At 72.6% G+C, this 24,173-nt stretch carries 18 protein-coding genes and 1 pseudogene; 4 read left to right on the forward strand and 15 right to left on the reverse strand.

Annotation, left to right across the window (positions count from 1 at the left end; translation table 11 throughout):
* Positions 1 to 57 precede the first annotated feature (57 nt).
* On the forward strand, positions 58 to 846 hold the full coding sequence (locus M8C13_RS22990) for an SGNH/GDSL hydrolase family protein (RefSeq protein ID WP_252482738.1): 789 nt from the start codon (positions 58 to 60) through the stop codon (positions 844 to 846).
* 26 nt (positions 847 to 872) lie between these two features.
* Here M8C13_RS22990 and M8C13_RS22995 read toward each other — a convergent pair whose 3' ends face one another.
* From M8C13_RS22995 to M8C13_RS23030, 8 genes and pseudogenes are all read right to left on the reverse strand, one after another.
* Positions 873 to 1,778: a shikimate dehydrogenase gene (locus tag M8C13_RS22995; protein ID WP_308202844.1), complete on the reverse strand. Its 906-nt coding sequence runs from the start codon at positions 1,776 to 1,778 to the stop codon at positions 873 to 875.
* A complete protein-coding gene (mltG, locus tag M8C13_RS23000) occupies positions 1,765 to 2,955 on the reverse strand; it encodes an endolytic transglycosylase MltG (RefSeq protein ID WP_252482739.1) in 1,191 nt (396 codons plus the stop codon). The genes M8C13_RS22995 and mltG overlap by 14 nt, the downstream gene beginning before the upstream one ends.
* Positions 2,952 to 3,464 carry a Holliday junction resolvase RuvX gene (gene ruvX, locus M8C13_RS23005; protein ID WP_252482740.1) on the reverse strand — a complete coding sequence of 171 codons (513 nt, stop codon included), beginning with the start codon at positions 3,462 to 3,464 and terminating at the stop codon, positions 2,952 to 2,954. Before ruvX ends, mltG begins: the two co-directional genes overlap by 4 nt.
* Positions 3,461 to 6,142: an alanine--tRNA ligase gene (alaS, locus tag M8C13_RS23010; protein ID WP_252482741.1), complete on the reverse strand. Its 2,682-nt coding sequence runs from the start codon at positions 6,140 to 6,142 to the stop codon at positions 3,461 to 3,463. Before alaS ends, ruvX begins: the two co-directional genes overlap by 4 nt.
* Positions 6,143 to 6,454: 312 nt before the next feature.
* Positions 6,455 to 6,667: pseudogene (locus tag M8C13_RS23015) on the reverse strand (hypothetical protein); the annotation flags it as partial.
* Positions 6,664 to 7,080: a DUF948 domain-containing protein gene (locus M8C13_RS23020; protein ID WP_252482742.1), complete on the reverse strand. Its 417-nt coding sequence runs from the start codon at positions 7,078 to 7,080 to the stop codon at positions 6,664 to 6,666. The pseudogene M8C13_RS23015 and the gene M8C13_RS23020, both read right to left, overlap by 4 nt.
* A 138-nt stretch (positions 7,081 to 7,218) precedes the next feature.
* The gene (locus M8C13_RS23025; protein ID WP_252482743.1) at positions 7,219 to 7,824 is read right to left on the reverse strand and encodes a hypothetical protein; all 606 of its coding nucleotides are present in this window, start codon (positions 7,822 to 7,824) and stop codon (positions 7,219 to 7,221) included.
* On the reverse strand, positions 7,821 to 9,179 hold the full coding sequence (locus M8C13_RS23030) for a replication-associated recombination protein A (protein ID WP_374213120.1): 1,359 nt from the start codon (positions 9,177 to 9,179) through the stop codon (positions 7,821 to 7,823). Before M8C13_RS23030 ends, M8C13_RS23025 begins: the two co-directional genes overlap by 4 nt.
* A 92-nt stretch (positions 9,180 to 9,271) precedes the next feature.
* On the opposite strand from M8C13_RS23030, the gene M8C13_RS23035 reads away from it, so the two are divergent.
* Both M8C13_RS23035 and M8C13_RS23040 read left to right on the forward strand, forming a co-directional pair.
* Entirely contained in the window at positions 9,272 to 10,333 is a 1,062-nt protein-coding gene (locus M8C13_RS23035) for a hypothetical protein (RefSeq protein ID WP_252482744.1), read from the forward strand.
* Positions 10,334 to 10,470: 137 nt separating this feature from the next.
* Positions 10,471 to 12,102 (forward strand): alkaline phosphatase, encoded by a 1,632-nt coding sequence (locus tag M8C13_RS23040; RefSeq protein ID WP_252482745.1) that lies wholly within the window; start codon positions 10,471 to 10,473, stop codon positions 12,100 to 12,102.
* Between the two features lie 51 nt (positions 12,103 to 12,153).
* Here the strand turns inward: M8C13_RS23040 and M8C13_RS23045 are convergent, their stop codons facing one another.
* Positions 12,154 to 15,726 (reverse strand): S8 family serine peptidase, encoded by a 3,573-nt coding sequence (locus tag M8C13_RS23045; protein ID WP_252482746.1) that lies wholly within the window; start codon positions 15,724 to 15,726, stop codon positions 12,154 to 12,156.
* Positions 15,727 to 15,834: 108 nt separating this feature from the next.
* Here M8C13_RS23045 and M8C13_RS23050 point away from each other — a divergent pair, with 108 nt between their 5' ends.
* A complete protein-coding gene (locus M8C13_RS23050; RefSeq protein ID WP_252482747.1) occupies positions 15,835 to 16,584 on the forward strand; it encodes a metallophosphoesterase in 750 nt (249 codons plus the stop codon).
* Here M8C13_RS23050 and M8C13_RS23055 read toward each other — a convergent pair.
* From M8C13_RS23055 to aspS, 6 genes are all read right to left on the reverse strand, one after another.
* A complete protein-coding gene (locus M8C13_RS23055; protein ID WP_252482748.1) occupies positions 16,565 to 17,662 on the reverse strand; it encodes an alanine--glyoxylate aminotransferase family protein in 1,098 nt (365 codons plus the stop codon). The genes M8C13_RS23050 and M8C13_RS23055 overlap by 20 nt on opposite strands.
* A 10-nt stretch (positions 17,663 to 17,672) precedes the next feature.
* The gene (locus M8C13_RS23060) at positions 17,673 to 18,482 is read right to left on the reverse strand and encodes an SGNH/GDSL hydrolase family protein (protein ID WP_252482749.1); all 810 of its coding nucleotides are present in this window, start codon (positions 18,480 to 18,482) and stop codon (positions 17,673 to 17,675) included.
* A gap of 74 nt (positions 18,483 to 18,556) precedes the next feature.
* Entirely contained in the window at positions 18,557 to 19,885 is a 1,329-nt protein-coding gene (locus M8C13_RS23065) for a pyridoxal phosphate-dependent aminotransferase (RefSeq protein WP_252482750.1), read from the reverse strand.
* Positions 19,886 to 19,972: 87 nt separating this feature from the next.
* Complete coding sequence (locus M8C13_RS23070) at positions 19,973 to 21,181, reverse strand: hypothetical protein (RefSeq protein WP_252482751.1); 1,209 nt, start codon at positions 21,179 to 21,181, stop codon at positions 19,973 to 19,975.
* A 209-nt stretch (positions 21,182 to 21,390) separates the two neighbouring features.
* Positions 21,391 to 22,332 (reverse strand): DUF389 domain-containing protein, encoded by a 942-nt coding sequence (locus M8C13_RS23075; RefSeq protein WP_252482878.1) that lies wholly within the window; start codon positions 22,330 to 22,332, stop codon positions 21,391 to 21,393.
* A 5-nt stretch (positions 22,333 to 22,337) separates the two neighbouring features.
* The gene (gene aspS, locus M8C13_RS23080) at positions 22,338 to 24,128 is read right to left on the reverse strand and encodes an aspartate--tRNA ligase (protein ID WP_252482752.1); all 1,791 of its coding nucleotides are present in this window, start codon (positions 24,126 to 24,128) and stop codon (positions 22,338 to 22,340) included.
* Between the last annotated feature and the right edge of the window lie 45 nt (positions 24,129 to 24,173).

The following is a 24,173-nucleotide window of genomic DNA, read 5'->3' on the forward strand; positions in this document are numbered from 1 at the left end:
GGGCAGGCCAGGGTGGTACTCCGGAATGGCACATCCCTTCCGCCCCCAGGAGTCCCCATGCGTGCCCTGCTCCCCTGTCTGCTCGCCCTGACCGCCCTGCTCTCCGGCCAACTGCCCGCCTTCGCCTCCGGTGGCGGCGAGTACGTGGCGCTGGGCGACTCCTACGCCTCCGGGGTGGGCGCCGGCGCCTACGAACGCGGCAGCGGCGCGTGCAGGCGAAGTCGCAACGCCTATCCACACCTGATAGCGAAGTCCTTACCGCCCAGCGCTTTCCACTTCCCCGCCTGCTCCGGAGCGTCCACTGTGGACGTGGTGGAGCGGCAGCTGGGCACACTCGGGGCGAGCACCGCGCTGGTGACGCTCACGGTGGGCGGCAACGACCTCGGCTTCACCGACGTCATGACCACCTGTGTCCTCAGTGGAGACTCCGCCTGCAAGCGCAGGGCGGACCGGGCCGCCGCCTTCGTCCGGGACGAGCTGCCGGCCCGCCTGGACCGCACCTACGCGGCCATCCGCGCGAAAGCCCCCAACGCCAGGGTGCTCGTGCTCGGCTACCCGCGGCTGTTCGAGGCGAAGTCCTGCTCCGGCGGGCTGAGCGCGGCCAAACGCGCGGCGCTCAACGCGGGCGCGGACCTGCTCGCGGACACCACCGCGGCGCGGGCCAAGGCCGCCGGGGTGCGGTACGTGGACGTGCGGGACCGGTTCGCCGGGCACGGCATCTGCGGCTCGCCGCGCTGGGTCAACCCACTGGTCTCCCCCACCACGGACTCCTTCCACGCCAACGCGCTGGGGCATGCCCACGGCTACGCGCCCGCGGCGCTGGAGAGCCGCTTAGCCGGGGCCTGAACGGCGGACGCGGGCCGCCGCCGGTGCTACAGCGGTAGTTCCAGCAGGTTGTCCGTGGCCGCGCGCAGGGCCGCGCGCATCGCCTCCCGGGGCGCCGGGCGGCCGGTGAACTGCTCGCACTGGCCGAAAGCCTGGTGCAGCAGCATGTCCAGGCCGGTGGCCAGGCGGTGGCCCTGGGCCAGGACCGCGGTGGCCAGCGGGGCCGGGAACGGGTGGTAGATCACGTCCAGCACGCAGGGGGCCGCGGCCAGTGCGGTGGCGTGTGGTTCGGTCGCGGCCGGTGGCACGGTGCTCACCAGGATCAGGGAGCTCGCGGCCAGGTCGGCGAGGTCGGTCTCGGAGAGGAGGGTCGTCTCGGTTTTCAGGCCTGCCCTGGCGGCGCAGTCGAGTGCGTCGGTGGCGCGGGCCGGGTCGCGGACCACCAGGGTGAGCTCGGTCAGGCCCAGTTCGGCCAGGGCGACGATCGCGGCCAGTGCGGTGCCACCGGCGCCGAGGATGGTCGCGTGGCCCCGGGTGACCGGGGTGAAGCCGCCCGCGGCGCGCAGGGCGCCGGTGACGCCGTCGATGTCGGTGCAGTCGGCGTGCCAGCCGTTGCCCGGCAACGGGGTCAGGGTGTTCGCGGCGCCGACCAGCCTGGCTCGTGCGGTGGCCTCGGTGGCGAGGTCCAGGGCACGGCGTTTGCCGGGCATGGTCACCGAGAAGCCGGCCCAGGCCGGGGTGGCCTGGGCGGCCTCGGCGAGCAGGCTCGGCAGGCGGTGCTCGTCGCATTCGACGCGCTCGTAGTGCCAGCCGGGCAGGCCGAGCGCGGCGAAGGCGGCGTTGTGCAGGACCGGGGACAGCGAATGGGCTACCGGTGAGCCCAGGATCGCCGCCCGGCGTGGACCAGCGAGTGCTCCGGTGCGTGCTCCGGCTGGCGACTCAGTAGGCGCCACGGGCCAGGGCCTCGCTGCGGTTCTGGTTGTGCTGGGCGTTGGTTTCGGCGAAACAGGAGGTGCCGTCCTTGTAGCACTTGACGAAGAAGATCCAGTTCCCGGCCTCGGGCTTGGTGGCGGCCAGGATGGCCTCGTTGCCGGCGGAGGCGATCGGGGTCGGCGGCAGGTTGGTGTTGGCGTAGGTGTTGTACGCGCCCGCTCGCTCCCGGTCCTCCTTGGTGGTGCGCACCAGCGGACGGTCCAGGGCGTAGTTGATGGTGGAGTCCAGCTCCAGCTTCATGTCCTTGGCCAGCCGGTTGTACAGCACCCTGGAGACCTTGGCGAAGTCCTTGGTGATGCCCTCGCGTTCGATCAGGGAGGCGATGATCAGCACGTCGTAGTCGCTGAACCCGGTGTCCCTGGCGATCTTGGGCAGGCCGACGGCCTGGAGCCGGGTGGCCGAGGTGCTCAGCACCGCCTTGAGCAGCTCCTCGGGCGTCGCGCCCGGCTTGACGTCGTAGCGGCCCGGCATGATCAGGCCTTCCAGGCGGTGCTTGGGGTCGGCCTTGGTGACGCCGCCGATCGCCCAGTCCGGCACGCCCAGGGACGCGGGGTCGGCCTTCTCCATGACCTCGCGGATGGCCTCGGCGCTGACGCAGGTGTCCTTGCCGTTGACCTTGGCGCAGCTGGCCTCGGCGATGCGGGAGAGGATGCCGGGGTTGATCTTGTCGCCGGGCAGCTTGGTGTCGTAGAGCTGGTAGCCGCCCTTGACCTCGAAGTCGCCGACGCGGGCTTCCTTCTCCAGCAGGCGGGCGCCCGCGGCCGCGCCGGACATCTTGGCCTTGAGCAGGTAGTAGCCGGGCTGGACGCCACCGAGCTTGGTGTTGGACTCGGCAGCCTCGGTGTAGGCGCGGGCGCTGGCGACCACGCCGGCGTCGGCGAGGGTCTTGCCGGTCTTGGAGATCGTGCCGGCCTCGATCTGCACGACCACGTCGGACTCGCCGGAGCCCTCGTAGTCGTCGTAGGAGCCGATGCCGATCAGTTCCAGCGCGCCCATCCACACCCCGACGCCGATGACCACGGCGGCCACCCCGGCGCCGATCAGCAACTTGGTGCGCTTGGCCTTCTTGTCACGGGCGGAGCGCTCCTCCGAGGAGTGCTGCCCCTCGTCGAACAACCCGAGATCGTCGCTGCTCACCGTTTCTCCTCGCCGCGTGCGGCCACCGCGTTGGCCCTGGCGTCCAGCCAGGACTGCAGGATCTCCACGGCGGCCGCCTGGTCGATGACGGCACGTTGCCGTTTGCCCTTGACGCCACGCTGACTGAGCATCCGCGCGGCACTGACCGTGGTGAGGCGTTCATCGGTCAACCGGACCGGCACCGGCGCGACGCGCTCGGCGAGCAGGTCGGCGTAGGCGGCCGCGGTCTGCGCCGCGTCGCCGTGCCGCCCGGCCAGGGTCCTGGGCAGGCCCACAACCACCTCGACCACCTCGTGTTCGGCGACGAGTGCGACCAGCTGATCCAGGTCCCGGCCGGTCTTCTCGTCACGCGACAGGGTAACCAGCGGGGTGGCGAGCATGGGAGCGGGATCGCTCAGCGCGATGCCGACCCGCACCGAGCCGACGTCCACGGCGAGCCGCCGCCCCGGGCCCACGTCGTGGGCGCCGGGGCGGTCGGGCTGGCGTGCTGGCTGGTCAGGCCGGGTCACGAGCCGCCCAAGGTCCGGTGCAGGGCGGCGATGGCGGCGGGCACGCCCGCCGGGTTGTCGCCGCCGCCCTGGGCCATGTCGGGCTTGCCGCCACCGCGGGCGCCCAGGTCACCGGCGAAGCTCGGCACGAGCTTGCCCGCGGCGTGGCCGAGGTCGCGGGCGGCGGCGGTGGTGGCCACCACGAAGGCGACCTTGCCGGCGTCCGGGTCGACCGAGAACAGCGCGACCACGCCGGGGCGGGAGCCCAGGCGGTTGCGCACCTCGGTGGCCAGGGCGCGCAGGTCACCGGCGGGGACGCCGTCGGTGATCTGTTCGGCGACCACGGAGAGCTCGCCGAGCTGGACGGCGCGGCCGGCGATGTCGCCCGCGGAGCGCAGCACCTCGCCGACGCGGAGCTGCTCGATGGTCTTCTCCGCGGCGCGCAGCTTGGCCAGCACGCCGGAGATCCGCTCGGGCAGCTCGGCGGCGGGCACCTTGAACTGGTCGGCGAGCTGGGTGACCAGCAGGTGCTCCTTGTTGATGTAGCGCACGGCGTCCATGCCGACCAGGGCCTCGACGCGGTGCACGCCGGAGCCGATGGAGGCATCGCCGACCAGCTTGACCACGCCGAGCTGGGCGATGTTGCGCACGTGGGTGCCGCCGCAGAGCTCGCGGGAGTACTCGCCCATGTCGACCACGCGGACGCTGTCGCCGTACTTCTCACCGAAGAGGGCGACCGCGCCCAGCTCCAGGGCCTTGTCCATGGTGGTGGTGAAGGAGTTGACCTCCACGTCCTCCTGCAGGTAGGCGTTCACCTCCTCCTCGACCTCGCCGAGCACCGAGGCCGACACCGGGGCGGGAGTGGTGAAGTCGAAGCGCATCCGGCCGGGCGAGTTGAGCGAACCGGCCTGGGCGGCGCGCTTGCCGTAGGCGCCGCGGACGGCGGCGTGCACCAGGTGGGTGGCCGAGTGCGAACGCTGGATGGCGCTGCGGCGGGCCACGTCGACCTCGGCCTCGAGCAGGTCGTCCAGGCCCACCTCGCCGGAGACCACGGTGGCGCGGTGCACGAACAGGCCGGGCACGCTGCGCTGCACGTCGGAGACGGCCAGTTCGGCCCCGGCGCCGAGCAGGCGGCCGGTGTCGGCGATCTGACCACCGCCCTCGGCGTAGAACGGGGTGCGGTCGAGCACCAGCTCGACCTCCTCGCCCTGGCCCGCGCTGCGCACCGGCTGGCCGCCGACGAGCAGGCCGACCACCCTGGCCTGGCCGGCCAGGTCGGTGTAGCCGAGGAACTCGGTCGGGCCGTGCTGCTCCAGCACCGAGCGGTACACGGTGAGGTCGCCGTGCCCGGTCTTGCGGGCGGCGGCGTCGGCCTTGGCGCGGTTGCGCTGCTCGGCCATCAGGGTGCGGAAGCCGTCCTCGTCGACGGTGAGGCCCTGTTCGGCGGCCATCTCCAGGGTGAGGTCGATGGGGAAGCCGTAGGTGTCGTGCAGCTGGAAGGCCTTGTCGCCGGGCAGCTTGGTGCTGCCGCCGGCGCGGGTCTGCGCGGCGGCGGTGTCGAAGATCTTCGAGCCGCTGGAGAGGGTGGCCAGGAAGGCCTCCTCCTCGGCGCGCATGACGGCGTCGATGCGGTCGAAGTCGGTCTTGAGCTCCGGGTAGGACGGGGCCATGGCGTCGGCGACGACCTTGGTGAACTCGCCCAGCACCGGCTCCTGCACGCCGAGCAGGCGGATGGAGCGCACGATGCGGCGCAGCAGGCGGCGCAGCACGTAGCCGCGGGCCTCGTTGCCGGGGGTGACGCCGTCGCCGACGAGCATCACGCCGCTGCGGGCGTGGTCGGCGATGACCCGGAAGCGCACGTCGTCGACCTGGTCGGCGCCGTAGCGGCGGCCGGAGAGCTCCTCGGCCTTGGCGATGACCGGGCGGATCAGGTCGGTCTCGTAGACGTTGGGCACGCCCTGCAGCAGCATGGCCACCCGCTCGATGCCCATGCCGGTGTCGATGCTCTTGGCCGGCAGGTCGCCGAGGATCGGGAAGTCGGTCTTGCCGGTGCCCTCGCCGCGGAGGTTCTGCATGAACACGAGGTTCCAGAACTCCATGTACCGGTCGCCGTCGGGCTCGGAGCCGTCACCGGAGTCGACGAACTCCGGACCGTACTCGGGGCCGCGGTCGATGAGGATCTCCGAGCAGGGGCCGCACGGTCCCGGCACGCCCATGGACCAGAAGTTGGGGCCCTTGCCGAGGCGGATGATCCGGGACTTGGGCACGCCGATCTTGTTGTGCCACAGGTCGTAGGCCTCGTCGTCGTCCTCGTAGACGGTGGTCCACAGCACCGACTCGTCCAGGCCGTAGCCGCCCTCGGACTGCGGCTTGGTGACCAGCTCCCAGGCCAGCTGGATCGCGCCGTCCTTGAAGTAGTCGCCGAAGGAGAAGTTCCCGGCCATCTGGAAGAACGTGTTGTGCCGGGTGGTCTTGCCGACCTCGTCGATGTCCAGGGTGCGCACGCACTTCTGCACGCTGGTGGCGGTCGGGGACGGCGGCGGGGCCTCGCCGAGGAAGAACGGCTTGAACGGCACCATGCCGGCGTTGACGAACAGCAGGTTCGGGTCGTCCAGGATCAGCGAGGCGCTGGGCACGACGCGGTGGCCGTTGCGTTGGAAGTGGTCGAGGAACCGCTGGCGGAGGTCATGGGTCTGCACGGGGAGTCCTAGGTGTGGCTGTGCGCGCACGGCGCGGGTTGACGGGTGGTCGGCGGGGGCGGCGAAGGGCAGGGGCGTCGGGGCTCAGCCCTCCGCCCAGCGCGCTCGCCGGTCCCCCTCCGATCCGCCTCGTGGCGACTCGTCCAGACCGGTCAGCCAGCCGGCGTCGGCGGCGCGGTGCGAACCGGTCTCGCGGACGGCGCGGCCCGGCTCGCGGGCTCCGGTGTCGCGGCCGGCGCTGTCCCGGGCGCCGGTGTCGCGGGCCGGGCGGTTGTGCCTGCGCGAGCGGGAGCCCAGCGGCTCCTGGGCACGGGCGACCACCTCGGAGAGCTCGTCCTCGCGTTCGGTCATGCCGGCGCGCACGTCGGCGCCGAAGGAGCCGACCGCGCCGGCCAGCTCACGCACGGCGTCGCCGAGGTTCTCCGCGATGCCGGCCGGGGTGAGCTGCCTGGTGGTGGCGGTGGCCTTGCGGGCGATCGCCACCCCGGCGGCCACGCCGAGACTGAGCCAGAACAGCCGCCTCATCGCTTACCACTCCTGCGGGTGGTGCGCCGGGAGTGCCGTCCGGTGGGCTCCATCGCGGCGGTGCGCTTGCGCCGGGCGCGCAGCGCCTTGCTGACGCCGTAGGAGAACGCGGCGGCCTTCACCAGCGGCCCGCCCAGCGTGGCGGTGAACAGGGAGGTCAGCGCGGAGACGTTGCCGCTGACGGCGCGCGCGTTCGCGGTGATCCCGTCCACCCGTTCCAGCTGGGTGTTGACGTGGGTGAGGGTGGTGTTGGCCCCGTCGAAGAGCGGATCGCTGTTCTCGTGCGCCTTGCGGATGGCGATGGTGGCCTCGTCCAGCGTGCGGCCCAGCTTCAGCAGCGGGATCGCGAGCAGCAGCACCAGCAGCACGAAGGCGCCTGCCGCGACCAATGCGGCAATCTGCCCTGGTGACACGAGCCCTCCATGCGTAAGTAGAAGTCGGGTACCCCAGCGCCGCGACGGGAAGGCCCACGCGCGGTCACGCAGGTCTTCAGGCGTGTCGCAGGCGCTGTGGATGATCGGGGACAGGTTACCGCGCCGGTGTCACGTGCCTCACCCCGGTTGCTGCTGGGTCAGCTCGGCGGCCACCGCCTCGGGCAACTCGGGGAAGGCGGCCACTCTCGGGTCCAGGCGCAGCAGGCTGGCCAGGCCGATGCGTTTCTGCTCGCCGACGGCCGCGGTCAGCCGCCGGGTGGCCAGCACGTGGAAGACCCACTGGTCCACATCCAGGGGGTTGGCGGTGGCCTTGTCCTGGTGCCGGAACAGGCAGAAGACGTAGGCGTCGGACTGCCGGGCGCGGGCGGCGGTGGTGTTGGTGGCGTGGTCCCAGCCCGCGGTGGGCCGGATGTCGAAGGAAATGTCGGAGAGCCGTTCCTGCCGCCAGCTCTGCAGGTAGGCCGCGGACTTGACCTCGATCCGCCAGCCCTGGGCGGTGCGCAGGTCGGCGGCGTCCCACTCGATCCGGGTGCCCCCGGTGACGCAGTCCAGGGCGAGGCCGACCAGGTACTCGGCGAGCACGCCGCGCATGGCGTTGCCGACCAGGTCGGAGCAGGACCAGCTCCAGAACCCGCGCAGGTCCGCCCCGGGTGGCGCGCCGGCGCCGGTGATCGGCTCGGCGCCGGTCTTGGGGGTCACGACCAGCGCGTCCAGCCCGGTCACGCCTGCTCCCCCCGGATCATGCGGCGCAGTTTGGGCACCCGGTCGGCCAGCACGCGTTCGGCGCCGCGGTCCACCGGTTCGTAGTAGTCGACGCCGACCAGGTCATCCGGCGGGTACTGCTGGGCGAGCACGCCCTCGGCGACGTCGTGCGGGTAGCGGTAGCCCTGGGCGTTGCCGAGCTTGGCCGCGCCCGCGTAGTGGCCGTCACGCAGATGGGGCGGGACCGGGCCGACCGAGCCTTTGCGCACGTCGGCCTGGGCGGCGCTGATGGCGGAGTTGACCGCGCCGGACTTGGGCGCGGTGGCCAGGTGGATGGTGGCCTGGGCCAGGGCGAGGCGGGCCTCGGGCATGCCGATCAGCTGCACGGCCTGGCTGGCGGCCACCGCGGTCTGCAGCGCGGTCGGGTCGGCCATGCCGATGTCCTCGCTGGCGTGCACGACCAGGCGGCGGGCGATGAACCGGGGGTCCTCGCCGGCTTCGATCATGCGGGCCAGGTAGTGCAGGGCGGCGTCGACGTCGGAGCCGCGGATGGACTTGATGAAGGCGCTGGTCACGTCGTAGTGCTGGTCGCCCTGGCGGTCGTAGCGGACCGCGGCCTTGTCCACGGTGGACTCGACGGTGGCCAGGCTGATCTCGGTGGCGCCGGTGCTGGCCGCGGCGTCGGCGGCGGCCTCCAGGGCGGTCAGCGCGCGGCGGGCGTCACCAGCGGCGAGGCGGACCAGGTGGTCCTCGGCGTCGGCGGCCACGGTGAGCGCGCCGCCGAGGCCGCGCGGGTCGGTGGCGGCGCGCTGGATGACGGCGCGGATGTCCTCGTCGGTGAGGGACTTGAGCTGGAGCACCAGTGAGCGGGACAGCAGCGGGGAGACCACGGAGAAGAACGGGTTCTCGGTGGTGGCGGCGACCAGCAGCACGGTGCGGTCCTCCACCGCGCCGAGCAGGGCGTCCTGCTGGGTGCGGGAGAAGCGGTGCACCTCGTCGATGAACAGCACGGTGGACTCGGCGGTGCGGCCCAGGCGTCGTTTGGCCTCGCCGATGACCTCGCGGACCTCCTTGACCCCGGCGTTGAGCGCGGACAGCGCGACGAACCGGCGGCCGGTGGCCAGCGAGACCAGGGTGGCCAGGGTGGTCTTGCCGGTGCCGGGCGGCCCGTAGAGCAGCACGGAGGCGGGCGCGGCGCCTTCGACCAGGCGGCGCAGCGGCGCGCCGGGGCCGAGCAGGTGCTGCTGGCCGACCACCTCGTCGAGGGAGCGGGGCCGCATGCGCACGGCGAGCGGGGCGTTGGCCGCGAGATGTTCCTCCGCCTTCTCCTGGGCTTCGGCCGCGAACAGGCCGCTTTCGAACAGACCGTCGTCCACGTGCGCGACGCTACCCGGAGAGACTGACAGTCGCGGTCCGCGGTGTGCGAGGATCAACACCCGTGCCGTCACCTGCCGTTGCGCTCAAGGTCGTGTTGCTCGCGGGTCCCTCGGGATCGGGCAAGTCCCACCTCGCCGCCCGGCTGGGCTGGCCGGTGCTCCGCCTGGACGACTTCTACCGCGACGGCGACGACCCGGCGATGCCGGTGGACGAGGCCGGCCGCGCCGACTGGGACCACCCCGACTCCTGGAACGCCGAGGCCGCGCTGGCCGCGATCGTGCAGCTGGCGAGCACCGGTGCGGTGCGGGCCCCGGTGTACTCCATCGGCGAGGACCGGCGGGTGGGCACCCACGAGGTCCGCGCGGACGGGCCGTTCTTCCTGGCCGAGGGGCTGTTCGCGGACCGGCTGGTGGCGGGCTGCCGGGCGGCGGGGGTGCTGGCGGACGGGATCGTGCTGGCGCCGAACCGGCTGGTGACCTTCGCGCGACGGCTGGTGCGGGATGTGGCCGAGGCGCGCAAGCCGTGGCCGCTGCTGGTGCGGCGGGGGTTGCGGCTGGTGCGGGAGCAGCCGGGGGTGGTGGCGCGGTGCACGGCGGCCGGGTTGCGCGGGGTGGCGCCGGGGCGGGCCGGGGTGGAGCTGGCGGCGATGGTGGCGGCGGCGCGGGGCGAGCGGGCGGCGGCGAGCGCGTCGGGCGAGCGGGCGGGGCTGGCGGCGGGCTCGCGGGATGAGCGGGCGGCGCTGGCGGTGGGCTCGCGGAATGAGCAGGCTGTGGCGGCGGTGAGCGCGCCGGACAAGCGGGCGGTGCTGCCGACGAGCGTGCGGGATGAGCGGGCGGCGCTGGCGGTGGGCGAGCAGGCGGTGCTGGCGGCGAGCGCGCCGGGCGAGCGGGCGGCATTGGCGGTGGGCGCGCCGGACGAGCAGGCGGCGCTCGCGGTGGGCTCGCGGGACCAGCAAGTGGCGGCAGAGGCGGCGCGGAAGCAGCGGGTCGCGGCCGAGACTGCGCGGGAACAGCGGGTCGCGGCCGAGACTGCGCGGGAACAGCGGGTCGCGGCGGTGGAAAGCGCGCTGGATGAACGAGTCGTGGCGGCGGAGAAGGCTCGGGAGCAACGAGTCGCGGTGGCGGAGGGCGCGCGGGTGGTTGCGGCGGGCTGAGTCGGCGCGGGCCTCGGGAGCTGGCGATACCGGTTTTTGGCTGCTGTGGCACCGCATTTCAACCGGCTAGTTGCCGCCGGATGAACACCTGAACGGCCGCCTTCTCGACCTGGCCCGGTCAGGCCAGAGTGCTGAACATGAATCATCCTCTGGACCGGCGGGCCGTGCTGCGCGCCACCGGAGCCGCGGCCCTGGGTGTGGCCGCCGCGACTGCTCTGCCCACCACGAGTTCGGCCGCTGCCGCTGACGTTCCGGTTTTTGGGCATGGCGTGGCTTCCGGCGATCCGTTGCCCACCGGGGTGTTGCTGTGGACCCGGGTCACCCCGACCGCCGAGTCGACGCCCGGTTCCGGCGCTGGGCCTGAGGTGCAGGTGCGGTGGGAGGTGGCCAGCGATGCCGGGTTCGGCTCGGTGGTGGCTTCCGGGGTCACCGTGACCGGGCCTGGGCGCGACCACACGGTCAAGGTCGATGTGGGCGGGCTGGCCCCGGCCACCGACTACCACTACCGGTTCACCGTCAACGGGGTGCGCTCCCCCGCCGGGCGGACCCGGACCGCGCCGGCGGCGGACGCGGCGGTGCGGCGGTTGCGGTTCGGGGTGGTGTCCTGCTCGAACTGGCAGGCCGGGCACTTCGCCGCCTACCGCTACCTCGCCGAGCGCGGGGACCTGGACGCGGTGCTGCACATGGGCGACTACCTCTACGAGTACGAACCGGGCGGATTCCCGGTCGGAGAGTACGTGCGGCCGCATATGCCGCCGCGCGAGATACTCAGTCTCGCTGACTATCGGCAGCGGCACGCTCAGTACAAGACCGACCCGCACCTCCAGCGCCTGCACGCCACCTGCCCCTGGATCTTGACCTGGGATGATCATGAAGTGGCCAATGATGCCTGGTCAGGGGGTGCGGGCAACCACACGCCGGGGACCGAGGGTGAGTACGCGGTGCGGCGGGCGGCGGCGCACCGGGCGTACTTCGAGTGGATGCCGGTGCGCAACGCCGGGGACCGGCTGTACCGGCGGCTGCGGTTCGGCACGCTGGCCGAGCTGTCCATGCTGGACCTGCGCACGCACCGCTCGCAGCAGGTCAAGGCGCTCTCCGGGGAGGTGGACCGGCCCGACCGCACCATCGCGGGCAGTGAGCAGCTGGCGTGGCTGATCGACGGGCTGGTGTCCTCCAGCGCGCAGTGGAAGCTGGTCGGGACCTCGGTGATGATCACGCCGACGCTGATCCCGCCGCTGCCCGCGGAGCTGCTCGGGCCGCTGCTGAAGCTGCTGGGCCTGCCGCAGGAGGGCGGGGCGGTGCTCACCGACCAGTGGGACGGCTACACAGCGGACCGGCGCAAGGTGCTGAAAGCCTTGGCGGAGAACAAGGTCACGGACACCGTGTTTCTCACCGGGGACGTGCACTCCTCCTGGGCGGCCGACATCCCGGCCGACGCTGGGTTGTACCCGTTGAGTCCGTCGCTGGCCACCGAGCTGGTGTGCACCTCGGTGACCTCGGACAACATCGACGATGTGCTGAAGGTGCCGCCGCGCACCGCGAGCCTGGTGGTGGAGAAGGCGCTGACCGGGCTGAACCGGCACATCAAGTGGGTGGAGTACGACTCGCACGGCGCCTCGGTGCTGGAGGTGACCCCGGCGGGCACGCAGATGGACTGGTACTACGTGGCCGACCGGACCAAGGCGGACAGCCCGGTGCGTCACGGCCGCTCGTTCCGGGTGAAGGCCGGTACCCAGCGGGTGCAGTCGGCGACCACTCCGATTGTGTGACAAGGGAACCCGGTGCCGCTGTCGCCGTGACAGCGGCACCGGGGTGCTCGCTCAGCCCACGCGGTAGGCGCGGACCACGGTCTCGGTGACCGAGCCGCCGTCGGCGTCGATCGCCTTGGTGCGCAAGGAGACGAACCCGCCTGCCGGGTTGGTCACCTTGGCGGTCCAGGAGTTCCCGGCGGGCAGCACCGGGACGGGTCGCCAGGTGGCGCCGTCGTCGGTGGAGACCTCCATGGTCACCGCCACCGCGCCGCGACCGCCGGAGCCCGCCTGGTGCGGGGCCGTGACGGTGAAGGCGAACTCGCCCGGCTTGGCCCGGTTGGCCAGGTCGAGGGGCAGGTCGTAGCGGATGTCCAGCAGTGGCAGCGAGGTCTCCTTCGCGGTCTGTCCACTGTGGAACTTCCAGGTGGCCGCGGCCTTGGTGCCCAGTTCCGCGCCGGGCAGTGCCCTGGTGGCTTCGGCGGTCAGCTCCAGCAGCTGGCGGCGGGCCGGGACATCCACGGTGGCGATACCGGGCACGTCGCTGCCGCCGACGCGCTTTCCGTTGGCGGACAACGAGGTGCTGCCCTTGTCGAAGTCCGGGCTGAAGTAGCCCAGCGCGCCGGGCTGGCTGAACATGGGCAGCTCGACCCGCAGCTTGTCGCCGGTGCGGGTGATCGCGGGCCGGGGCAGCTCCGGCCCGAACGGGCTGCCGAACAGCGTCAGCTTCGTGCTCTGCCCGGCCCGGTAGGTGGTGGGCAGGGTCTCCTGGATGCCGTAGGCCGCGGTCTGGGTCTGGCCGAGCGCCGCGCCGGTGATCCAGGGCAGGCCTGGGGTGTAGAGCACGTCCAGCTCGCCGGGCACCCGGACCGGGGCGACCGAGCCGAACCACATGTCGCCGACCCGCACGTTGGCCTGCACCGAGAGGGCCGACTCGCCGTTGCCGACCTGGGCCAGGCGGATGCGGGTCTTGCCGAGGTCGCGGGCGGAGTGCGACCAGGTGATCCCGTCCGGCAGGCCGCCGGTGACCCGGTCGTGCAGGACGTACAGGCTGGGCGGGTTGGCGATGCCGCGGATGGTGACGCTGCCGCCGGGCTGGGCGCGCAGCGCGGCGCTGGCCTCGCCGTAGATGTTGACCACCGGCCCGGTCCAGGCGGCCTGGTGCTCGGCGTAGGCGTCGTCCAGGATCACCCCGGCCGCACCGGCGGTGAAGGCGGCGGCGACCCGCCGGTTGACCTCCGCGGTGGGCTGGCGGCCCGGCTGCATCAGGGCGAACTTCTCCCGCACGCCGGCCTGGGCGATCTCCTCCGGGGTGCCGCCGCCGACGTCGGCGACCGTGGTGGTGCGCTCGCCGCGGAAGCCCAGGGGGTTGAGGTCACGCGGGTTGAGCTCGCGGTCACCGAGCTTGGCCGAGAGCAGCGGCCGGTTCCAGGAAGTGTTGCTGTACAACACAAGTCCGGGTGCCGGGGCGCTGGGCACCAGGTACTCCCGGCCCGGTTTGGACACCATGGCGACCCCGGCCTTGGGCTTGCCGGGCAGGTCGGAGAACAAGCCGACCTCGTGGCCGAGCTGGAACGGGGTCTGCACCGCCTCCGGGTCGTCCACCCGCACCTGGATCGGCTTGGCCTTGCGGCCATCGAGGACGATCTCGGTGTCCTTGTCGACGGTGACCTCCTGGAGGAGCTTGACCCGGTCGGTGAACACGCCGTTGGGCACGCCGGGCGGGTACTCGGTGTCGATCACCTGGGCGAGCACCCGGTAGCGGCCGACCGGCACGCCTTCGCTGTTGCTGTTCATGATCCGGGCGTGGCCGGTGTCCACGTTCTGCAGCACCACGTTGGTGAAGGCGTCGGTCTTGCCCTGGCGGCTGAAGGACTTCACGGTGAGGATGTGCTCGGCCGGTCGCCGTTCGGCCACCACCGAGGTGCGCAGTTCCACGCCGTCGCCGCTGGCGGTCAGCCGCGCCCCGACCAGGCCGGTGGCCTTGGTGAAGTCGGCGGTGACGGTGACCTCGGCCGAACCCTTGGCGGGCACGGTGACCTGCTTGGCGTCGGCGGTGAACAGGCCGCCGTGCGCGGGCAGGTCGAGCTTGAGGGTGACCGGGCGGTCGGAGTCGTTGGTGTAGCGCAGTTTCCGCTTCTCCGGCTGCTCGCCGCCGGTGGGCACGCTGCCCATGGACAGCGAGGCCGGTTCGACCCGCACCCGCTGCCGGTGCGCCCGCGCCAGGTCGAGCCTGCCGACGCCCTGGCCGAAGACGTTCACGCCGTCCAGCGGGGTGGCGGCGCCCATCAGCGCGGCCTTGAGCGCCTCGCCGGTCCAGCCCGGGTTCTGCTGGGCCAGCACGGCCGCGGCGCCCGCGACGTGCGGGGTGGCCATCGAGGTGCCGGAGATCCGCAGGTACTGCTCGCTGACCGCGTACTGCGGCATGGTCCCGGCGGCGCGGGCGGCCACGATGTCCACGCCGGGCGCGGTGATGTCCGGTTTGGCGGCGTGGTCGAGGTGGCGGGGTCCGCGCGCGGAGAACGGGGCGAGTTGCCCGGACTTGGTGCTGGCGGCCACGGTCAGCGCCGCGTCGGCCGCGCCGGGTGACTCCACAGCTGCCTCCGAGCCGTTGTTGCCCGCGGCGATGACGAACAGGGTGCCCTTGTCCGCCGAGAGCCGGTTCACCGCCTGGGACAACGGGTCCGTGCCGTCGGTGGGCGGGCCGCCCAGGCTCAGGTTGACCACCTTGGCGCCCTGGTCGGTGGCCCACTGCATGCCGGCCAGGATGGCGTCCTCGGGGCAGTACTCGTCGCAGACCTTGCCCACCAGCAGGTTCGCCTCATACGCGATGCCCCGGTAGCGGCCGCCGGAGGCCTTGCCGGTGCCGGAGATGGTGGAGGCGACGTGCGTGCCGTGGCCGTTGGTGTCCTGCACCGGCTGGCCCTCGATGAAGCTCGAGGAGGCGGCCACCCGGCCGGTCAGGTCGGGATGCCGCTGGTCGTAGCCGGAGTCCAGCACGCCGACCTTGACCCCGGCTCCGGTGCCCCCGGCCTGCCAGGCCTGTGGCGCGCCGATGACGCTCGCGCTCTGGTCCAGGTTGAGGGAAAGCCTGCGGTTGAGCCAGAACTTGCCCTCCGCGGCGCGCAGTGACGGCCCGGTCAGCGAGGCCCAGAACTCCCCGGCCCGCTCCTTCGGCTGCCTCAGCGCGGTGACGCCGAGTCCGGGCAGCTCACGGGTGACCGCGCTGGCCGCGGGCAGGTCGGCCGCGGCACGAGCCCGCGGCTGACGGGTCAGCAGCAGGGGCAGCGCGGTGTCGCGGTCGAAGCCCTGGCGCAGCAGCTCGGTGACGTTGAACAGGTTCTCGTCCAGGCGGTTCGCGCGCACCAGCGGCAGCGCGTCGGCCGGGTAGACGAACCGGCGGCCGTTGAGGATCACCTTGTGGAAGGCCAGGTCCTCGCGTCCGGCGGCGGGCCGCACCTGCACCACGTCCGCGCCGCGCACCACCACCTCATCGCCGCTGAGCAGGGTGAGCACGCGCTGTGGCGGCGCGGAGTCCGGTGCTGTCTCGGCCGCGCCCGCGACCGGGGTCAGCGTGGCCCCGGCCAGGGCGAGCAGCGCCGCGGTCGCGCCCCAACGGCGGCCGCGGCGGGAGTGTGTCCCCATTGATGCTCCCTCGTTGGCGAGAACTTCCGTGTTCTCGCTCCGCGAAAACTTACGAAGATCTCGCCTGTGAGGTTGCTCGGTAACAAGAACTCTGTGAGGTTCGGGGGCATGACCCGACTGGTGGCGGTGCTCTCCGACGTCCACGGCGTGCTGCCCGCCCTGGAAGCCGTGCTGGCCGAGCCGGACGTGCGGGCGGCCGACTTGATCGTGTTGACCGGTGATCTCGCGGCCGGTCCGATGCCCGTGCCGACCCTGGACGCCCTGGCGGCGCTGGGCGAGCGGGCGGTGTGGGTGCGCGGCAACGCCGACCGCGAGCTGGTCGCGCTGGCCGCCGACCAGACCCTGCCGGTGCCGGACGAGGTGTCCCGGTGGGCGGCGCGGCAGCTGCGCCCGGAGCACCTGGACCGGCTGGCCGGACTGCCGCACCCGGTCACCCTGGAGGTCGAGGGGTTCGGGCCGGTGCTGTTCTGCCACGGCACCCCGCGCGATGACGAGGAGATCGTGCTGGTGGACAGCCCGCTGGATCGCTTCGACCAGGTTCTGTCCACTGTGGACGAACAGGTGCGCACGGTGGTGTGCGGCCACACGCACATGCCCTTCGCACGCCTGGCCTCGGGCCGGATGGTGGTCAACCCGGGCAGCGTCGGCATGCCCTACGGCCGTTCCGGCGCGCACTGGGCGCTGCTGGCCGGTGGCGGGATCCAGTTGCGGCGCACCGAGTTCGACCTGGACGCCGCCTGCCGCCGGATCGCCGAGGAGTCCGGCTATCCGGAGGCGGCGGCCTGGGCCGAGTACTTCCTGCGCGCCAAGGCCACCGACCGGGAGGCCCTGGCGGTGTTCAGCCGAGCAGCGACCTGAGCGCGGCCAGCACCAGCGCGGGCTTGGCCGGGGTGGCGTTGGGGCCCATCAGCCCGATCCGCCAGACCCTGGTGGCATACTCGCCGACGCCCGCGCCGATCTCGATGCCGTAGTCGTGCAGCAGCCGGGTCCGCACGGTCGCGGAGTCCACGCCCTCGGGCACCCACACCGTGGTCAGCTGCGGCAGCCGGTGCCCGTCCGCGGCGAAGAGCTTGAGCCCCAGCTCGGCCAGCCCGTCCTGGAGCTGCTCCCCCGCGGCCCGGTGCCGGGCGTGCACCGCGGGCAGGCCCTCCTCCAGGATGCGGCCGAGTCCGGCGTGCAGGGAGGCGACCATCGCGGTGGGCGCGGTGTGGTGGTAGGTGCGGCCGCCACCGGCGCCGCCGCTGACGTAGTCGCCGATCAGCCCGAGGTCGAGGTACCAGCTGCTGGGCCGCTGCACCCGCTGTTCCCAGGCGCGTTCGGAGAAGGTGAACGGCGCCAGGCCCGGTGCCACGCCGAGGCATTTCTGGGTGCCGGCGTAGGCGATGTCCACGCCCCACTCGTCCAGGTTCAGGGGCAGCCCGGCGATGGAGGTGACGCAGTCGGCGATGACCAGGGCCCGCTCGTCCCTGGCGTGCACGGCCTCGGCGAGCCCGCCGATGTCGCTGAGCACCCCGGTGCTGGTCTCGGCGTGCACCGCGGCCACCAGGTCGGGTTTCGGGTGCGCGTCGAGCATGCGGCGGATGTCGATGGGCGCGCCCCACTCGTGGTCCACCCGCACCACCTGCGCGCCGTGCCGGGCGGCCACCTCGCACATGCGGTGGCCGAACAGGCCGTTGACGCCGATCACCGCGATCGTGCCGGGCCGCACGGTGTTGACGAAGGCGGCCTCCATGCCCAGCGACCCGGTGCCCGACAGCGGCAGGGTGCGCCGGTTCGCGGTGCCCCACACGGTGCGCAGCCGGTCGCAGGTCTCATCCAGGATGCGCAGGAACTCCGGGTCGAGGTGGCCCAGCAGCGGGGCCGCCAGCGCGAGGGTGGCCTCCGGGTAGGGGTTTCCCGGTCCGGGGCCCAGGAGCACACGATCAACCAACGCCATGCCCGGCACGCTACTCCCCGCCGCGCCGCCGCTGCCGCAGGTCCCGCCAGATGATCTGGGCGGCATAGGGCAGCAGGTCCGAGCCACGCCGCCACAGCCACGGCAGGCCCTTGAACACCAGCCAGCCGGCGTGGTGCAGCGGGGTGATCTTCACACCGCCCGCGCAGGTCATGGACACCGGTTCGGGCAGGTGGCAGCCCGCCGCCGCCAGGAGGTCGCCGAAGCCGCGGGCGAGCATCCGGTGGCCGAGCTCGGAGGGGTGCAGCCGATCCACGCTCCAGGCGGGCAGCTCGTAGGCACCGGGCAGCGCGTCCAGGTCCAGGCAGCCGATCCGGTGCCGGGCGACCACCTCGTCGGTGACCGCGTTGACCTCGGCGATCCGGGCGCGCAGCGCGCGGGCCAGCGGGCCGGGGATGCGGAAGACGCGGGCGTGGTCGTGGTAGCGGGCGGTGAGCACCACGGTCCCGGCCGCGGTGAGGCTGCCCACCACCTCGTCCAGGTCGTCCCGGATGGCCTGGGCGTCGAAGTCCGAGCGCAGGGTGTCGTTCATGCCGACCACCAGCACCGCGGCGTCCGGGCGGCGGGCCAGGGCCTGGGGCAGCTGCCGTTGGCGGACGCAGCGCATGCGCGCGCCCTGGAAGGACAGGTTGTGCAGCTGGGCGCCGAGCCCGGCGGCCAGCAGCGGGGCGAACCCGCGCCAGCCGCCGGAGACCCGGTCGCCGATGCCTACGGTGGTGGAGTCGCCGAGCGCGACCAGGCTGTGGACCGCTCGCCCGGCGGCGCCGGAATCGAGCGCCGGGGCGGTGAGCTCAACCGTCACGCTGCCACGATCGGGGCCTTCGGCTCACTGCCGGTGAGATCAGGGTGACCGGGTGGAGACAGGTCGGGGAACTTTCACCGCGACACCGCCATCCCGTGCTGGATGCCCGCGCCTGCCAGCCGGTCCACGGCCTCGGTGAGCACGTCCTGACCTGGGCCGAGGTACATCCGCATGTAGGGCAGCGGGGCCGCGGTGGGCGCGTAGGGCCAGGGCCAGGCGGGGGCGAAGAGCACGCCGGTGCGGGCGAAGACCTCGTCCCGGAAGCGGGCCTCGCCGTCGTCCAGGCCGGCGTAGGCGGCGGGCAGGGCGAAGAGCAGGTAGGAGGTGCAGGAGCCGGTGTGCACCGCGCCGGCGGGGTAGCCGAGGCGGGCGCTGAAGAGCCGGTCGACCAGGCGGCGCTTGGCCGCGTACTCCGCGCACTGGGCGGCCAGGAACGCCGTGCTGGCCGGGTCTGCCAGCCAGTCGGCCATGGCGTGCTGGTAGACCCCGCCGTACATCAGCGAGCTGTGCAGCCGGTACCGGTTGACCAGCAGGTCCAGCGTGGCGGGTTCGGCGGTCATCAGGCCCAGGCCCCAGCCGTTGCAGTGGAACTGCTTGCCCAGGGAGCGGACGGCGAGCCAGCGGCGGCGGGCGGCGGGCGGGGCGCCGGGCAGGCGGGAGAGCAGGACGCGCAGCGCGGAGGTGGGTTCGACCTCGGGGTCGTGCACGCCGAAGTAGGCGTCGTCGACCAGCAGGCCCGCGCCGTGCTGGTGCGCCAGGTCCACCGCGGCGGCGACGAACCCGGGCCGCCAGTTGACCGCGGTCGGGTTGTGCTGGGCGTTGACCACCACCATGGCCAGCCGCTGCCCGGGTTCGGCGCTGATCCGGTCGGCCAGGTCCTGGAGCTCCCCGGCCATCGGGCGGAACCCGGTCTCCGGGCGCAGCGGCAGGTAGCGGACCTGGTAGCCGAGGGTGTGGAAGACGCCCTCGTAGTCCCAGCTGGGCCCGGCGGCCACCACCACGGGGACCCGGCCGTCGGAGCCGAGCTCGTCGAGCAGGTAGCGGCCGAAGTCGAACATGGCGCCGCGGGTGCCGGTCCAGGTGGCGGCCACCTCGAAGTCCCGGCCCGGCTGGGCCACCGCTTCCAGGCGGTGCGAGCGGGTCACGTAGTCGCGGGCCACCTTGCGCAGCTTGGGCAGGCCGTACATGGACAGCTGGTAGCCGTGGGCGTGCAGCGGGCGCTCGTGCAGGTGGTCGAGCAGCCCGGCCGGGGCCTGGTTCCAGGTCTCGCCGAAGCTCAGGCACAGCGGGTCGCCGTGCCGGCAGCCCTGCTCCAGGTAGGCGCGCAGTAGGCCGACGTCGGGCATGCGGCTGGGCAGGATGTCGTCGGTGACGAGAGCGGCGAAGTCGGCACGAGTGGTCATGGCCGGTTCATACGACCGCCGTTGGCGAACGGTTCACCGGATTTCCAAGAATATCGTGATTATTCTTCCGAGACGGGTTTGCGCAGGTCAGCGGAAGGCCGGGTAGAGCGGGAGGGTTTCGGCGTCGGGTCCGAACCGGCGCACGATGGCGGTGGCGACCGCCTCGGCGTGCTCGGCCAGCTCGTGCCTGCCGGAGACCACCGCGTCGGCCCGCAGCCTGCGCCAGCGGGCGGCCAGCGCGGCGCTGCGGCGCGGGGAGAGCTGGTTGGCGTCGATGGGCCGGTCGGTCTCGGTGATCCGGGGCAGCAGCCACCAGGTGGACAGCCACACCCACAGCACCTGGGCGTCCAGCAGCCTGGGCAGCAGCACCGCGTCGTCGTCCAGGTCGGGCCACACCGTGCTGGCCTCCGAGCGCCAGGCGGCGAGCATGGCCTCGGTCATGCCCTGGGGCAGGGCGAAGGAGCACCAGCAGGACGGGAACGGCACCCGCAGGTAGGCCACGTCCAGGGCGACATCGCGCATGCAGCCCCACTCGAAGTCCAGGAACCGCACGCCCCGGTTGGTGACCAGGTTGTTGTCCGGGCACACGTCGGAGGGGCTGAACGCGCGGTAGCGGGTGCCGCCGAGCAGCCAGCCGGTGTTGCGGGCGGCCTCGGCCACCGCGTCGGAGGTCTGCACGCCGATGGCCTCGGCCAGCAGCGCGGGCAGTTCGGTGAGCGCGGTGCGGGCTTCCGGGGCGATCGGGTCGGTCCAGCTGCGCTGGCCGAGGCGGCGCATCAGCGCGTCGAAGTCGGCTTCGCGGCCCGCGGTGTTGGCGTGCACCCGGCCCAGCGCCCTGGCCCAGGCCAGCAGGGAGCGTTCGGCGGCGCGGGCGTCATCGCCGAGCAGCTTGTCGGCCAGGGTCGGCGCGCGGCCCAGGTCCTCCATGACCAGCAGCCGTTCGGCCGGTCCGTGCGCGATCAGCTCAGGGCTGACCCGCTCGCCGACGGACAGCGCGGTGAACAGCTGACTGCTGGCCGCTTCGTGGGCGAAGGGGTCGGCGGTCTGACCTGGAAGCAACGGGGTGCGATATCGCTTGATCACCAACGTGCGGGGCATGGCGAAAGGGGTTTCCACCACTCGCACGCGGAGCACGACCGACCGGTCGCTCCCGCCCAGATCCTCGGCATCACTCAGCCGGACGCTCGCACCGAAGCGGCGGCGCAGCACTGCCTGCGCAGCGGCGACCGTCTCGGCCACCTCCGCTGCCACCGCGTTGTGGACGTCCAGCGGGCCGGTGGAGATTTCCACGCTCATCGTTGTCGACCCTACCGGGCTTGGCTATCACGGATCGGCATGATCTGGTTACGCTCTGGCAAAGCTATCCCGACCAACGAGCCTGACGACATTGTCTTTCTGTTCCGATCTCGTTGCGGCGCAAGCCCTCTGCTGCGCGCCGATTCCACCCAGGCGGCGTACTACCAACGATGGACAAGGGTCCGGAAGTTCCTCGGACAGGGCTGTTTTCACCCTTCCGCGAGTGGTCGGCCGTTGTCCCGGCGGCGGTTCTGGCGGTTGCGCAGCAGCAGCACGAGCACCGCGGCCAGCACGATCCCGGCCAGGTTGACCAGCAGTTGCAGCCCGGACTGCCCGGCCCGCCCGTATTCTCCCAGCACCAGCGCCAATGCCGCGTAGCCGGCCGCGGGCACGGTGGTGACGGAAATGAAAACCCCTACCAGTGCGGCGGATTTCGACGAGGTCAGCGAGAGCATGCCCGCCGCGCCCGCGAGCAGCGCGACGATCAGGGAGAACGGGCCGACCTGGAAGACGAAGTCCACGTCGTGGTTGCTGGTCATGATCGATTCATTGAACAGTCCGGCGGCGTAACCGAGTGCGGCCAGTCCGGCGGTGATCACCACCGCGAACTGGAAGCCGAACACCAGTGCCGCGCTGGCCCTGCGGACCAGGTCCCAGCGTCGCCGGACCAGGCCGACGGCCAGGGCGGCCAGTGGTCCGAACTCCGGGCCGACGACCATCGCGCCGACGATGGTGACCGCCGAGTTGGTGATCACGCCGACCGCGGCGAGCAGACAGGCGATGGTGAGGAAGCCCAGGTAGGTGAGGTTGAGCCGGGACTCCTCGCCGGTGCGGGCGATCAGCTCCTCCCACACCACCGCGTCCGCGCCCTCGCCCGGCGCGGCGGCCTCGGCCCGGTCGGCGGCGTCGGAGAGCGCGGTGTCGATGCTTTCCAGGGTGATCGCGCCGTGGTGGTCAATGCCCAGCTCGCACAGCTCGGCCAGGAGGTCGTCCAGGGACTCCCTGGCCACGTCGGCCTCGATGACATCGCCCTGGGGGCGCACGCCCGCGCCGGGCAGCAGCACCAGGTGGGTGGCTCCCGCGCACGCGTCAAGCAGCCGGAGCACCGCTTCGGTGTGCTCCGGCTGGTTGACCACGCGCAGGTGCAGCAGCGAGCTCACGCGGTCGCGACGTCACCCTTGACGGCGGGCTTGGCGTCCACGCCCGCTTCCTTGCGCTGCTGCGCGGTGATCGGCGCGGGCGCGGCAGTCAGCGGGTCGAAGCCGCCGCCGCTCTTGGGGAAGGCGATGACGTCGCGCAGCGAGTCGGCCCCGGCCAGCAGCATGCAGATCCGGTCCCAGCCGTAGGCGATGCCGCCGTGCGGGGGCGCGCCGAACTTGAACGCGTCGAGCAGGAAGCCGAACTTCTCCTGGGCTTCCTCTTCAGACAGGCCCATCACGCCGAAGACGCGCTGCTGCACGTCGGCGCGGTGGATACGGATCGACCCGCCGCCGATCTCGAAGCCGTTGCACACCATGTCGTAGGCGTAGGCCAGCGCCGAGCCGGGGTCCTTCTCGAAATCGTCGAGGCAGTCCGGGGTGGGCGAGGTGAACGCGTGGTGCAGCGCGGTCCAGGAGCCCGAGCCGACCGAGACGTTGTCGGCGTCGGCCTCGGAGGTGGCCTCGAACAGCGGGAAGTCCACGATCCAGGCGAACTTCCAGTCCCCGTCCTTGATCAGCCCCAAGCGGTTGGCGATCTCCACGCGGGCCGCGCCGAGCAGCGCCCGCCCGGCCTTGGGGGTGTCCGCGGCGAAGAACACGCAGTCACCGGGCTTGGCGCCCACCGCGGCGGCGAGGCCGGCGCGCTCGTCCTCGGAGAGGTTCTTGGCGACCGGTCCGCCGAGGCTGCCGTCCTCCTGCACCAGCACGTAGGCCAGGCCCTTGGCGCCGCGCTGCTTGGCCCAGTCCTGCCAGGCGTCGAGCTGCTTGCGCGGCTGGCTCGCGCCGCCGGGCATGACCACCGCGCCGACGTAGGGCGCCTTGAACACGCGGAAGGGCGTGTTGGCGAAGTACTCGGTCATCTCGACCAGCTCGAGCTCGAAGCGCAGGTCCGGCTTGTCGCTGCCGTAGCGGGCCATCGCCTCGGCGTAGGGGATGCGCGGGATCGGCAGGGACAGCTCGACGCCGAGCACCTCACGCCAGATCGCGGCGATGATCTGCTCGCCGAGGCCGATCACGTCGTCCTGCTCGACGAAGCTCATCTCGATGTCGAGCTGGGTGAACTCCGGCTGCCGGTCGGCGCGGAAGTCCTCGTCCCGGTAGCAGCGGGCGATCTGGTAGTAGCGCTCCAGGCCGCCGACCATGAGCAGCTGCTTGAACAGCTGCGGGGACTGCGGCAGCGCGTACCAGGAGCCGGGCTGCAGGCGGGCCGGGACCACGAAGTCGCGCGCGCCCTCGGGGGTGGAGCGGGTCAGGGTGGGGGTCTCGATCTCGACGAAGTCGTTGCGGTGCAACACCTCGCGCGCGACCCGGTTGACCTCGCTGCGCATCCGCATGGCCTTGGCCGGTCCGCTGCGGCGCAGGTCCAGGTAGCGGTGCTTGAGCCGGATCTCCTCGCCGACCTCCAGGTGGTCGTCCAGCGGGAAGGGCAGCGGCGCGGACTCGTTGAGCACCTCGAGGCCGGTGGCCAGCACCTCGATCGCGCCGGTGGGGATCTCGGCGTTCTCGTTGCCCTCGGGCCGCCGGGCGACCTCGCCGACGATCTTGACGCAGAACTCCGCGCGCAGCCGGTGCGCCCGCTCGGCCATCTCGCCCTCGCGGAAGACGACCTGGGCGACCCCGGAGGCGTCCCGCAGATCGATGAAGATCACTCCGCCGTGATCGCGACGCCGCGCCACCCAGCCGGTGAGGGTGACGGTCTGGCCTGCATGCTCGGCGCGGAGTGCTCCGGCCTCGTGCGTGCGCAACACGGGTACTGATCTCCTAGGTCGGCGGAGTCGGCGGGAATGCTTCCC

Origin of the sequence: Crossiella sp. SN42 (assembly GCF_023897065.1) — a bacterium.
In the GTDB taxonomy this organism is placed as follows: Bacteria; Actinomycetota; Actinomycetes; order Mycobacteriales; family Pseudonocardiaceae; genus Crossiella.

Coding starts and splice junctions, on each gene's coding strand:
- M8C13_RS22990 (WP_252482738.1), top strand. CDS start 58: ATGCGTGCCCTGCTCCCCTGTCTGCTCGCCCTGACCGCCCTGCTCTCC.
- M8C13_RS23065 (WP_252482750.1), bottom strand. CDS start 19,885: ATGACCACTCGTGCCGACTTCGCCGCTCTCGTCACCGACGACATCCTG.
- M8C13_RS23045 (WP_252482746.1), bottom strand. CDS start 15,726: ATGGGGACACACTCCCGCCGCGGCCGCCGTTGGGGCGCGACCGCGGCG.
- M8C13_RS23070 (WP_252482751.1), bottom strand. CDS start 21,181: ATGAGCGTGGAAATCTCCACCGGCCCGCTGGACGTCCACAACGCGGTG.
- M8C13_RS23055 (WP_252482748.1), bottom strand. CDS start 17,662: ATGGCGTTGGTTGATCGTGTGCTCCTGGGCCCCGGACCGGGAAACCCC.
- M8C13_RS23050 (WP_252482747.1), top strand. CDS start 15,835: ATGACCCGACTGGTGGCGGTGCTCTCCGACGTCCACGGCGTGCTGCCC.
- M8C13_RS23040 (WP_252482745.1), top strand. CDS start 10,471: ATGAATCATCCTCTGGACCGGCGGGCCGTGCTGCGCGCCACCGGAGCC.